This window comes from Rhodococcus sovatensis (assembly GCF_037327425.1).
GTDB classification, from domain to species: domain Bacteria; phylum Actinomycetota; class Actinomycetes; order Mycobacteriales; family Mycobacteriaceae; genus Rhodococcoides; species Rhodococcoides sovatense.
Map to the genome: position 1 here is coordinate 1,542,750 of NZ_CP147846.1, position 12,459 is coordinate 1,555,208.

Here is a 12,459-nt window from a genome sequence, read left to right on the forward strand (position 1 = left end):
TCACCGGATAGACAGCGAATATCCTGTAGCTGTGAACTGGACTGTCGACGTACCCATCGAGCGCTTGCCCGACCTTCCGCCGCTGCCGGGGGTGTTGCGTCAGCAGCTCGACGACGCCCTGGCTAAGCCGGCGGCGCAGCAGCCTTCCTGGGATCCTGAGCAGGCAGCGGACATGCGCAAGGTGCTCGAAAGCGTGCCCCCGATCACTGTCGCCGGTGAAGTCGAGTCCCTGTCGGATCAGCTCGCGGCCGTCGCACGGGGAGAGGCATTCCTGCTCCAGGGCGGCGATTGCGCGGAGACGTTCGTCGACAACACCGAACCGCACATCAAGGGCAACATCCGGACGCTTCTCCAGATGGCAGTCGTGCTCACGTACGGTGCCAGCATGCCTGTGGTCAAGGTCGGCCGAATCGCCGGGCAGTATGCCAAGCCCCGGTCGTCCGATGTGGACGCACTGGGTCTCAAGTCGTACCGAGGCGACATGGTCAACTCGCTCGTAGCCGACGAGGCTGTGCGCCAACATGACCCATCGCGACTCGTGCGTGCGTACGCCAACGCGAGCGCCGCAATGAACCTCGTTCGCGCGCTGACCGGCGCCGGGATGGCCGATCTGCACAAGGTGCACGATTGGAATCGCGAGTTCGTCCAGAGCTCGCCTGCCGGTGCTCGATACGAGGCTTTGGCAGGGGAGATCGATCGCGGGCTGCGGTTCATGGACGCCTGCGGTGTCAACGATCCGAATCTGCACACCGCGCAGATCTTCGCCAGCCACGAAGCGCTCGTTCTCGACTACGAGCGGGCGATGCTCCGTCTCGACAACGCCGACGCGGATCATCCCAAGCTGTACGACCTGTCGGCACACTTCCTGTGGATCGGTGACCGAACGAGGCAGCTCGACGGCGCGCACATCGCGCTCGCGGAACTCATTCACAACCCGATCGGTCTCAAGATCGGTCCGTCGACCACACCCGACATGGCCGTCGAATACGTCGAGCGACTCGATCCGACCAACAAGCCGGGCCGATTGACACTGATCTCGCGGATGGGCAACGGCAAGATCCGTGAATTGCTCCCACCCATCATCGAGAAGGTGCAGGCGACCGGTCACCAGGTGATCTGGCAATGCGACCCCATGCACGGAAACACGCACGAGGCGTCCACCGGATACAAGACACGGCATTTCGACCGGATCGTCGACGAGGTTCAGGGGTTCTTCGAGATCCACCGCAGCCTCGGCACCCATCCCGGCGGTATGCACGTCGAACTGACCGGTGACAATGTCACCGAGTGCCTCGGTGGCGCGCAAGAGATCTCGGACCTCGATCTCTCGGGACGCTACGAGACGGCGTGTGATCCGCGGCTCAACACACAGCAGTCACTCGAACTGGCATTCCTGGTCGCGGAGATGCTTCGGGGCTGACGGTTAGGGCAACGACACGACTGTGACAGTGGACCCCGGGGCCACGCGGCTTCCCGGCCCTGGGGTCTGCGAGACGACGAGCGAGCCGTCGGTGTCGAACACCTGCCGCACTTGCACGCCGAGTTCGAGACGCTCCAACGTTTCGCGCGCCGATGCGACCGATCGGCCGAGAAGCGAAGGCACCGAGATCGCGTTGGATACCTGAAGTCGAACGCTGCTTCCTGCGGTCACGCTCGTACCGATCTCAGGTGAGGTACCGCTGACCTTGCCACCGTCGGTGTCCTCGTCGAATGCGACGTCGGTCTCTTCCACCGAAATCCCGACCGATGCCAGTACGGCGGCGGCCTCGTCGGCCGACATGCCGGCGATGTCAGGCACATCGACCGGGGGAGCACCCTTGGAACGAAGTATCTTCACGGTGTCGCCGACCGAGAGTTCGGTACCCGGCGGTGGGTCGAGCGCCGCTACTCCGCCGATCGGGGCAGTGGTGCTGAATGCCTCTCCGCCGTCGACAGGGTCGAATGTGCGCTCGCGCAACAGCTCCTGCATATCGCCGACGGAAATTCCCGGCGCGATGTCCGGGACACTCGGTGCTCCGAGGGAGACCAGCAGGTAGATCGTGTCACCGCGAGGAACCCGAGAGCCGGTAGTCGGGTCGGTACCGACGAGCGAATCCAGCGGCGCTGTGTCGGAGTAGGTTCCCCGTGTCGCGCTGACAAGATCTGCTGCCTCCACAGCGCTTTCGGCGCCGACAAGATCAAGACCTCCCACCTCGGGAACTGTCGTGTATCGACCGGAACCCATCCACCAGCCGCCGACTCCGACGAGCGCGGCAAGCAACGCCACGACGGTCAACCAGATGACGATTGCCCGGCGTGAGCGCTGGCGGTCCGCATCGAAGTCCGGAAATTCGTAATGGCGGCGACCGACGGTGTGCGGCGGAACCACGTCCGGCGCAGGCGCATCATCGCGTGCCGTCGGGGCGGTTTGCACACGGGTGTGGTGCAGCCCGGCGTCCGCGGCTACCGGCGCCGCCACGGCCTGTGTCGGCGGTGCCGGAGGTTCGGCGATGCGATCGCCTGCGAATGCCGTCGGCGCGCCGAGGACGGCAGCGCTTCGGTGTTCCGCGGATCGCCGCGGTGCCGGTACGCGGTATGCGGGCAATTCGAGGCGCGCGCAGACGGCGCGAAGCGCGCGAGCCATTTCATCGGCATTGTGGAATCTGCTCGCCGGATCGCGATTCGTCGCGCGGGAGACCAATTCGTCGAACTCGTGCGGCACGCCCGCGATGAGGCTGCTGGGGCGAGCGACATCGTTGTCGATCCGTTGATACGCGATGGACAGGGACGTGTCGCCGCTGAAGGGGGTTCGACCGGTGAGCAGCTCGAACAGGACGACGCCGACGCCGTACACGTCGCTGCCCGCGTTGGCAGATCCGGTTGTGACCTGTTCGGGGGAGAGGTACGCGGCTGTGCCGAGAATCACGGAGCTGGAAGTGGCGTTCGATGCAGCAACCGCGCGAACGAGGCCGAAGTCGGCGATCTTGACGTCCCCGGAGTCGGAGATGAGGATGTTCTCGGGTTTGACGTCGCGGTGTACCAGGCCTGCTCGGTGGGCTGTGCCGAGCGCGTCCAATACCGGACGGATGACGGCTGCGGCCGCATGTGGGGGCATGGGCCCGCGTTCGCGTAGCAGCTCACGCAGCGTCCCGCCTTCGACCAACTCCATGACGAGGAATGCGTACTCGCCGTCACGTCCATGATCGTAGACAGCTACGAGTCCGGGATTGTTGAGCCTGGCCACCGCCCTGGCTTCGAATTCGAATCGCGCCACGAACTGGGGATCCTCGGCAAACTTGGGGTCCATGATCTTGACGGCGACCGGCCGATCGAGTCGGGTGTCGAGTGCGCGATAGACCGTGGACATGCCGCCGCGCGCGATGGGAGCGTCGATGCGGTAGCGCCGATCCAGCAACGAACCCGCAGACACGGATCCTCCGGATATCACTTGTTCAACCTCCTGAGGTAACGCTGGAGCAGGGAATTCGAGGCGCTACCTACGTGATGGTAGCCAGGATAGATATCGCGTTCGCCTCGGACGCTCCGCGTCGGGGCAGTGCTTTTCGTATCCGAGACCCAACCCGTTAACGTTACTGCAGTGAGCACAATCCCTTACTCCGACGACGTCTTGGATCCATCCGTCTCGCTGCTGCAGCTGATCGACGTGAGCAAGATTCTCGACGTTCCCAAGTCCAGGGTCGAGCAGATGCTGCGCGAACGCCAACTGCTCGCCGTCAAGCGCAATCGCGTGCCCGGCGTTCCCGAGGTGTTCTTGAACGCCTCGGGCCGGCAGATCGTCAAAGGTCTTCCGGGTCTGCTCGCCGTTCTGCACGACGGAGGGTTCGAAGACGAAGAGATCCTGAAGTGGCTGTTCGAATCAGACGACAGTCTGCCCGGTAGGCCTATCGACGCAATGCACGGAGATCTCATGCGCGAGGTGATCAGGCGCGCGCAAGCGATGGCGTTCTGAGAGCGTTCCATCCGGTGGCTACGAGAGCGGGACCGGCCACCGACATTCGTCGCACGCGCGAGACCCGCGCCCGCTCGAACAACACACGGTAGCCGCCGTCCTCGACCTCGCGGAGAATGCCGCCGTACAGTAATAGGGCGGTGCGCATGCCCGGTCGGACTCGTGGATCCAGAAGTTCGATACCGGGCTCGGCGGTGCGGTAGATCGCGCGAGTGTGTGCGATCAGATGTGCCAAGGCGCGGTCCACTCGCTGGTCTGTCCGGGAGCGAAGACGGCAGGACCGCAAAAGTTCTTCGTCGACGCCGAACGCGGCGAGTTCCTCGGTGGGCAAGTAGATTCGATCCCGGTCGAGATCTTCTCCCATGTCGCGGATGAAGTTGGTCAGCTGGAAAGCCTCGCCCAGTGCGGCTGCGGGCGCTTCGGCATCCACACTCGTAGCTCCCAGGATCGGGAGCATTTCCAGACCGATGACCGCCGCAGATCCGTACATGTACTCGGATAGCTCCGACATGGTGCGGTAGCGAGAGCGAAAGACGTCGGTGCCTGGGATGTCCATCCGCATCGAGTGGAAGAACGCGTAGAAGTACTCGTGCGGGATGCGATAGCGCTCGACCGTGTCGACGAATGCTCGCAATACCTGGTCGGAGGGACTGCTTCCGAGGCCCTCGCCGTTCAGCGCCGCCCGGACACGCTGCTCGAGCGCGTCGACCTCCGCGGCGGCGCGCTCATCGGCCGGGGCGAGATGGACGTCGGATGAGGGTGTCTCCGTGAGCGAACCGTCGACATCGACGTCGATGATGTCGTCCACCATGCGGGCGAATCCGTACAGAGCATGAACTCCGGCACGCCTGTCCACCGGCAGAAGCCGGGTGGCCAGGAAGTAGGTCTTTCCGTGACGGGCGTTCAGGTCGCGACACAGCTGGTACGCGCCGTGCAGCGACGGGTCGATGGCGTCGAGTTCACCCACGGTCGGACGTACTCCTCCGCTGATCGGCGCGTTGCTCGTCGTGTTCGGCCGACGTCGACGGTTTCCCGCGCAGTCGAAGCGGGTCCACCCGAGTCAACGACAAGGCCGCCACCACCGCGGCGAACGTGGCCAGTGCGACGTGGGCAACCGTATAGAGGCCGATGGAACCGTCTGGACGGAAGACGAGCATCAGCCACGTCGACAGACCGACAACGATCATCAGTGTCCTCGTAGACAGCGCGAAGCCCGCTGCCAGCGCCAGCGGCCACGAGTAGTACCACGGCAGCGCAGCGGGCGACAGGACCACGATCGCAACCAGGGCGATGACGATCCCTTTGACCGCGTCGCGTTCGGTTTTGCGGTAGAGCCACCAGGTTGCGACGATGATGATCGCCAGTGCGACCGCGCACAACATCCGAGTCACCTCGAGGACAGGGCCGAGGCGCAAGTCGAGGAACCACGAGGTGCTGACGGTGACCAGGTGCGCCAGGATGGTCGGTAGCGACAGCCAATTGATGATCTTGGCGGACCCGGACAGTGCAGTGAGCCAGCCGATTCCGACTCCCGCGATCAGTGACGAGATCACGAACACGGCGGCGAACACGCCCGCACCGGTCCCTGCTGTCTTGGCGAACGACCGGATGGGCGACATCGGCTTTCGGTTCTCGGCGATGGCTTTGTCGCGTTCGTGAATCATCCAGATCCACACCATGAACGGAAGCGCCAGGCCAGCGGTTGCCTTGATCGCGACTGCGACGGCCACGAGTGCGATGCCACCGACGTGCCGTCGTTCGAGAACCAGCACGATCCCGGCGGTCATGAGGCCGACCATCAGCAGTTCGTTGTGCACTCCACCGATGAGGTGGATGAGGACGAGCGGATTGAGCACTGCCAGCCACAATGCGATCGCGGGTTTGCCGCCCATGTGTGATGCCAGCCTCGGCACAGCCCACACCATCATCGCGAGTCCGGGAAGCATGGTGATGCGCAGCAGCATCGTGCCGGCGATCACGTTGTCTCCGGTGATGCTCGTGATCGCCCGACCTAGAAGAAGAAAGAGGGGGCCGTACGGTGCGGTCGTCGTCGTCCAGACATTGCTGACGTTGTCGAGGAGAATTCCGGGGTTGGCAACCGGTCCCACGGCGTACGGGTCGAATCCGTCGCGGAGCAGTGCACCCTGTGCGAGGTAAGAGTAGGCATCACGACTGAACATGGGAACTGCCAACAGGAGCGGTGCTGTCCACGCAGGTACGACCCATCCGATCTCCCGCACGGTGGTTCTTCCGCCGAGGGTCGCGCGCCCGAGTCGGACCCAGGCCACGATCATCAGAACGACGCCGAGCCAGACGAGGATGCTGGACAGGATTAGACCGTGGCCGAAACGAAGCCAGGACAGATGCATGGCTTCGAGCAGCGGGTCCTGACGCCTCACGCTGCCTGCGCCGAAGCCGCCGAAGGTGATGAGTGCGGCGCCGACCATTCCCAGAACCGCGGCGTGCCCCTCAGGGCTGCGCAAGAAAAGGGACAGATGCCGAAGGGAGGACTTGCTCGGTTCTGTGGAGGGAGACGCGGTGTCGCGAGTCGGGTCGGATCCGGCCGTGCCGGATGCTGCAGGACCCTGGACCGAGGACATCGCGGTATTCATCCTCCTTTCGGTCTCGCGCGGTGATGGCGTACGACGGATGAACGGGAGGTTCACAGTCGATGGCCGCAGTCAGTTTAGTGGGTAGACCTCGTGGATCCGAACCATCCCGGTGACCGCCGGAATGTCACGGTGTGCCGCAGATGCGCTCCGCAGCCAGTTTGCCCGACACGAGGACGGTCGGCACGCCGACCCCTGGTGTCGTGGCCGATCCGGCCAGCACCACATTGTCGAGACCGGGAACGATGTTGTGTCTGCGGAACGGGCCTGTCTGGCGGAAGACGTGAGCCGAGGAGAACGGGCTACCGAGGAGCATTCCGCGGTCGGCCCACGTCTGCGGGGTGTCCACGCGATCCACGGTCATGGTCGTTACGTCGAGGTACCCACGCCGCTCCAGTTCCTGCTGAAGTTCGCGTACGTACGGATCCTGCAGTCGAGGCCAATCGAATGGTGCACTGCCTAGGTTCGGGCACGGTGCCAGTACAGACACCGGCTCGCAGGGCTCGCCGCCACGTTCGAGAAGAAGCGAGGCGTCGGACACTGCGGGTCGAGTGATCAGCAGCGAAGGATCTGCCATGAGGGCTCCCCGCCCCCGGCGAGCTGTGATCCGCGCGAACGTCGACGCCCATTCCGCACCGAAGTCGATCGTGTGATGCGATTTCGATGGCCACGTGTCGGTGATGCGAGTGGGGACCGTTCCGTGAAACACGACGGCGGAGGGTGACACGGTTCCGTATCCACGTCGTCGACCGCGAGTCGACACACCCGCACCGTCGAGCAAGGCGTCGACGACCGGTAGATCCGGAGTCAGGACAACCGCGTCGCACAGGTGGTCGACACCAACGTTCGTACGTACTGCAGTTGCTCTCCCTCCCTCGACCCGAATGTCGGACACGGATGCACCGGTGATCACAGTCCCACCGTTGCGGGTCACAGCATCGGCCATCGCTGCAGCAATGGAAGCCATGCCACCTTCCGGGAAGTACACCCCGAGCGAGGTATCCATGTGGGCGATCGCCCCATAGACGGCAAGTGCCTTGGCGGGGGCCATACCTGCGTAGAGCGCTTGAAACGTGAAGACGCGGCGCAACCGCTCGTCCTTCAAGAACGTCTCCACTCGTGGACCGAGTCGGCCGAAACCACCGAGCCGGGTGAGGGTGAGAGTGTCGCGCAAAGCAGCAGGCGAAGAGACGAGGTCGAGTGGAGAGTCGAAGTTGGAATCGATGTAGCGATCGAACTCCGCATCGAAGATCGATGCCAGCCACTGCCGAAGCGATCGATATCCCTCTGCTTCTTCAGCGCCACACTTCTTTGCGACTTCCTCGGCCATCGCGTCGGGGTCGGAATAGACGTCGATGGAGGTGCCGTCGGCGTAACGCGTGTGGTAACTCGGCGACAGCGCACTCAGCGAGATCTTCGGCGAGACCGTATCGAAGGACTCTCCGACGGCGGCGAGAGCCGATTCGATCAGATTGGGCATCGTGAGAACGCTTGCACCGTTGTCGATCTCGTAGAGGACGGAACCTTCGTCGTCGGGCACGGGATACACCCCGACTCGTCCGCCGACTGTGTCCTCCCGCTCGAGGACGGTGACTTTTCTGCCCGCCCCGATGAGGTGCAGGGCAGCCGAGAGCCCTGCGAGGCCCGCCCCTACCACCACGATGGAGTCGGTCTGTCCGCTGAGGGAGCGCACGTCGGCCTTTCGTCGTTTCGAGCCGGTCAAAGTGTCAGTACGTTCGCTGAGTTGCGGCGATTGCCATGTGGCGCAGCTGACTCGCTGCCTGCGGTTCCACGTCACCGGCTTCCAGCGTCGCCATCGCCCGGTCGGTCAGGTGCGAGATGCGCTGCTCCACATCGTCGACGGCTCCCACCTCGGTCAGGGCCGCCCGTACCCGGCCGATTCCGTCCTCGTCGAGGTCCGCGTCGCCGAGGCTTGTCCGCAACAGCGTCGCGGATCGAGGATCGGCCTCGTCCGCACGGGACATCCCCGTCGCCATCAGGACGGTCCGCTTACCCTCACGGATGTCGTCACCGGATGGCTTTCCGGTGACCGTAGGGTCGCCGAACACTCCGAGCAGATCGTCTCGAAGCTGGAATGCGAGACCGATGTCCGTGCCGAACGAGCGGTATGCGGAGATGAGCTCGGGGGATGCGTCGGCAAGGACTGCGCCGAGGTGTAGCGGGCGCTCCACTGTGTATGCGGCGGTCTTGTAGCGGTTCACCCTCATCGCAGCGTCCACCGACTCGTCCAGACCGGCCTCCGCCTCGATGTCGAGCAGCTGACCACCGAGTACCTCGGTTCGCATCGCCGACCACACAGGTGAGACCCGCGCGGCTGCATCGGAGTCGATCCCGGACTCACGCAGCATGTCGTCGGCCCAGCACAAGGCGAGATCGCCCAGCAAAATCGCAGCGGATTCGCCGAAGCGGGCGGAGGAGCCGGACCACCCTGCATTACGATGGCGGTCGGCGAAGCCGATGTGGATGGTTGGAAACCCGCGCCGGGTGATCGAGGCATCGATGATGTCGTCGTGAATCAGCGCGCACGCCTGAACCAGTTCGAGTGCCGAGCACGCACGGATCACTGGAACCGCCTGATCGCTCGCGGGGTCACCGCCTGCACCGAGCCACGCGGTCCAGGCGAAGGCAGGTCGGATGCGTTTGCCGCCGCGGAGGACGAATTCGGTCAGCTCCTCGACTGCTGACGCGTAGCCACCACCCACCACAGCAACATGTTCGCTTCTGGATTCGAAGAACTCGTTCAGTGCCGACTCGACGAGTTCTCGCGGTGTCGATGTGCCACCCGCGACAGCGGTGAGGAGTCGGACGCGTTGGTCAGTGGATTGAGCCGTGGTCAGTTTCCCGGACAGGAGATCCTCCAGTCGATCCGAAAGTGCGAGATGCAGTTCAACTTTAGCGTCCGGCGCCGCACGGCACCGTCGGTGCCGGGCCCTCGTCGCCGGTGTCTGCAGGGGAACCTATGATGAGTCGGTGACATTCGATGCCGTCAGGGGGCGGTCGAGCGACGGGTGGGAGACTCGAACTCCCTCCATAGTCGACCGTCTACGCACTGACGCGTCGGCGCCGATTCCTTTTTCGGTGGAGTTCTCACCCCCTCGAGACGAAGCCGCAGAGGCCAGACTGTGGCGAGCGGTGCGCGAGTTCGAGCAGATGCGGCCCGCGTTCGTGTCCATGACCTACGGCGCCGGTGGGTCGACGCGCGACCGAACAGTTCGCGTCACCGGACAGATCGCAGAAGAAACGACTCTGCTGCCTGTCGCCCACCTCACCGCGGTGTCGCACAGTGTCGACGAGCTCCGGTCGATGGTCGGCGCATATGCGGACCGCGGCATCTCCAACATTCTGGTCCTTCGCGGCGACCCACCGGGTGATCCCCTCGGACACTGGGAGAAGCACCCGCACGGTGTGGAGTACGCGGAGGAGCTGGTCAGTCTCGTCCGAGACCTGGGCGACTTCCATGTCGGCGTTGCGTCGTTCCCCGAGGGGCACTATCGGGCGGTCGATCTCGACCAGGACACGCGAGTGCTGGTGGACAAGCTTCGCGCTGGCGCCGAGTACTCGATCACGCAGATGTTCTTCGATGTCGACGACTACCTGCGCCTCCGCGATCGAGTGGTGGCGTGCGATCCGGAGCAGGGCGCGAAGCCCATCATTCCGGAGATCATGCCGATCACATCGCTGCGTACCGTCCGTCGTGCACTCGCACTGTCCGGTTCCGCACTGCCCAAGTCGCTCGACGACCGGTTCACTGCGGCAGCAGGGACCGGGGCGGAGGAAGACCGAGCAGCGGTGCGCGAAGTCGGCATCGCCCTGGCGACCGAAATGGGCGAGCGTCTCATCGCCGAGGGTGCTCCGGCGCTGCACTTCATCACGTTGAACTTCGCGCGGGCCACTCGTGAGGTTCTGACCAATCTCGGTCTCTGCGCAGCGAGGGTCTGAGCGCCCCTCGTGGTCAAGCGGGCCCGTGTCGAGGCCTCGGCAGGGGCCGGCCCTTCCAGCTGGTCGATCCGTTTCGGTGTCGTCGCACCGAGTTCACGGTGAGCGCTGCATAGATCGCGGCCGAGATCGGATGCGCACTCGAGGTGATCGTAGTCCGCAGCAGCGAGACCTCGGTACCTGATTCCGCGCGGGCGGACACCACCCGCGAGAGGACCGCGGCGAGGTAGCCGCCGATTCCCCACACTCTTGTCGCCCCCGATCCGAATACGGCAGCCACCGGAGGGGCGAGATATGCCACCGAGACTGCGCCGAGGACCGCGGCAGTTCCTGCCGGCCCACCGTACGCACTCCACAGCCAGCGCGAGTATCCGTCGCGCACAGCCGACCAGCCGTCGTACATGCGGCAACGAACGAATCCGCCGCCGGAGACCAGCACGGTGCGCTTCCCGGATCGGCGCAGTGCGCGTGCGATGTCGAGGTCCTCGGTGGGACTGTTCGCGACGGAGTCGTGGCCGCCGATCGAGCGGTAGTCCGCCGCGTCGAACATCAAGAATTGACCGCAGGACACCACCATCGACGGCATCGATGACGCGTTGGCCGCGCGCACGGGGAGCGTCGACATCCAGGAAAAGCTCAGCAACGGTTGCACGAGTGCTTCGGCGAGGGTTCCGGTCTCCTGTCTCGGCCACGGGCTGACGAGAGATGCTCGGCTGGAACGCAATTCCGCTACGGAAGCTGCAACTGCAGCCGGATCGAGTCGGACATCGGCGTCCACGAACGCTATGCAGTCGGCGGATTCGGCGACCGCGAGATCGGCGAGCTTGCGACATGCGGCCGCTTTGCCGGTCCACCCGGCAGGGGGTTCGGATACGGAACGGACGAGAAGGAACCGTGGGTCCGCTCCGATCACGGAGGCGGCGGCATCGAACGTGCCGTCGGTCGATCCGTCGTCGAGAACGATGACGCGCAGTGTGCGGCACTGGACTTGGTCACGTAGGTCGCGGAGCAGGTTGGGTAGTCTCGGGGCTTCGTTCCTGGCCGGTATGCAGACGACGACGGAGGCATCGACTTCTCCCTCGGGGCGGCTCAGCGCGCGGAGTGTGCGGGCATTGACCACGGTCGTCGCCGCGGACAAGCCGGACAGGACGGCACCGGCAACGACTGCTCGCCGCGCGAGCACCGAGACATCGATCACGCAGAAGTGTCGCGGCTCGGAACTGTTTCCGAGGTCGCCGAATCCCGGCGTCGGACGGGAGGATTGCGCGTCACCCAGGCCATCGCGCCGACGATCGCGGCAACGCCGATGGTGACACCTCCTACGATTCCCGCCCAACCCGCGAAGCTGCGTGTGTTCGGATCCGGGTAGTTGACCTCTGCACGCATCGAGGTCACTTCACCGGCGGGGAGCTTCCAAGTGATGATGTTGTCGCCGTCGCGAGTGCCGTTCGTCGTTCCGATACGAGCGGGAAAGGCAATGGTGAACTGCACGTCGGTGCCCTGGACCGGAACGGACTGCAAGTCCGCCTTACCGTCGAGAGTCACCGTGTCTCCGGACCGCTGCAGCACCAGCTGGTAGCTGCCGATCGCCTGCTCGGACATCGAACCGAGGGTCTGCACGTCACCGAAGGACAGGTCGCTGAACCGTGCCTCGCTACCGACGTACCCATCCTGTCGGTACTCGCTGATACGAATCTTGTTCGCCAGCGACGACGGAGCCGACAACTGGGGCCCAGTGTCGGAATCCGATGTAGGAATGGTCGCCGCGACAATCTGACCCGAGACCCGATCGTCGGCCGAGACGCCCATCGACACCTGCGCCCGGAGGCAACCGGTCAGCAACGGCGCGATGAACAGTGCCAGCGCGAACGCGGACAGTAGTCGGCGACGGTTACGGGATCTACCTTCACGGGATGTCGACTGCACAGCGACATCGTGCCAGAC

10 protein-coding genes are annotated in these 12,459 nt (G+C 64.5%); 3 read left to right on the forward strand and 7 right to left on the reverse strand.

The features are described 5' to 3' along the window. Positions 1-31 precede the first annotated feature (31 nt). Positions 32-1,420 carry a class II 3-deoxy-7-phosphoheptulonate synthase gene (locus tag WDS16_RS07240; RefSeq protein WP_338891612.1) on the forward strand — a complete coding sequence of 463 codons (1,389 nt, stop codon included), beginning with the start codon at positions 32-34 and terminating at the stop codon, positions 1,418-1,420. A gap of 3 nt (positions 1,421-1,423) precedes the next feature. Here the strand turns inward: WDS16_RS07240 and pknB are convergent, their stop codons facing one another. Then, a complete protein-coding gene (pknB, locus tag WDS16_RS07245; RefSeq protein ID WP_422395765.1) occupies positions 1,424-3,427 on the reverse strand; it encodes a Stk1 family PASTA domain-containing Ser/Thr kinase in 2,004 nt (667 codons plus the stop codon). 150 nt (positions 3,428-3,577) lie between these two features. Between pknB and WDS16_RS07250 the strand changes: the two genes are divergently transcribed. Beyond that, on the forward strand, positions 3,578-3,949 hold the full coding sequence (locus tag WDS16_RS07250; protein ID WP_338891615.1) for an Rv2175c family DNA-binding protein: 372 nt from the start codon (positions 3,578-3,580) through the stop codon (positions 3,947-3,949). Here the strand turns inward: WDS16_RS07250 and WDS16_RS07255 are convergent. The 4 genes from WDS16_RS07255 to WDS16_RS07270 all read right to left on the reverse strand — a co-directional run bounded on the left by WDS16_RS07255 (position 3,921) and on the right by WDS16_RS07270 (position 9,323). Further along, positions 3,921-4,916 carry a phytoene/squalene synthase family protein gene (locus WDS16_RS07255; protein ID WP_338891616.1) on the reverse strand — a complete coding sequence of 332 codons (996 nt, stop codon included), beginning with the start codon at positions 4,914-4,916 and terminating at the stop codon, positions 3,921-3,923. The genes WDS16_RS07250 and WDS16_RS07255 overlap by 29 nt on opposite strands. Then, on the reverse strand, positions 4,909-6,549 hold the full coding sequence (locus tag WDS16_RS07260; protein ID WP_338891617.1) for an alpha-(1->6)-mannopyranosyltransferase A: 1,641 nt from the start codon (positions 6,547-6,549) through the stop codon (positions 4,909-4,911). Before WDS16_RS07260 ends, WDS16_RS07255 begins: the two co-directional genes overlap by 8 nt. Positions 6,550-6,685: 136 nt before the next feature. Further along, positions 6,686-8,251, reverse strand: a complete 1,566-nt coding sequence (gene crtI, locus WDS16_RS07265; RefSeq protein ID WP_338893280.1) for a phytoene desaturase family protein — start codon at positions 8,249-8,251, stop codon at positions 6,686-6,688. A gap of 34 nt (positions 8,252-8,285) precedes the next feature. Further along, positions 8,286-9,323: a polyprenyl synthetase family protein gene (locus WDS16_RS07270; protein WP_338893281.1), complete on the reverse strand. Its 1,038-nt coding sequence runs from the start codon at positions 9,321-9,323 to the stop codon at positions 8,286-8,288. 226 nt (positions 9,324-9,549) lie between these two features. Between WDS16_RS07270 and WDS16_RS07275 the strand changes: the two genes are divergently transcribed. Beyond that, positions 9,550-10,518, forward strand: coding sequence for a methylenetetrahydrofolate reductase (locus WDS16_RS07275; RefSeq protein ID WP_338891619.1), 969 nt, complete (start codon positions 9,550-9,552; stop codon positions 10,516-10,518). A gap of 13 nt (positions 10,519-10,531) precedes the next feature. Here WDS16_RS07275 and WDS16_RS07280 read toward each other — a convergent pair whose 3' ends face one another. Both WDS16_RS07280 and WDS16_RS07285 read right to left on the reverse strand, forming a co-directional pair. Continuing rightward, positions 10,532-11,713: a glycosyltransferase family 2 protein gene (locus WDS16_RS07280; RefSeq protein ID WP_338891621.1), complete on the reverse strand. Its 1,182-nt coding sequence runs from the start codon at positions 11,711-11,713 to the stop codon at positions 10,532-10,534. Continuing rightward, positions 11,710-12,441: an LppM family (lipo)protein gene (locus tag WDS16_RS07285; protein ID WP_338891623.1), complete on the reverse strand. Its 732-nt coding sequence runs from the start codon at positions 12,439-12,441 to the stop codon at positions 11,710-11,712. The genes WDS16_RS07280 and WDS16_RS07285 overlap by 4 nt, the downstream gene beginning before the upstream one ends. Positions 12,442-12,459: the final 18 nt, after the last annotated feature.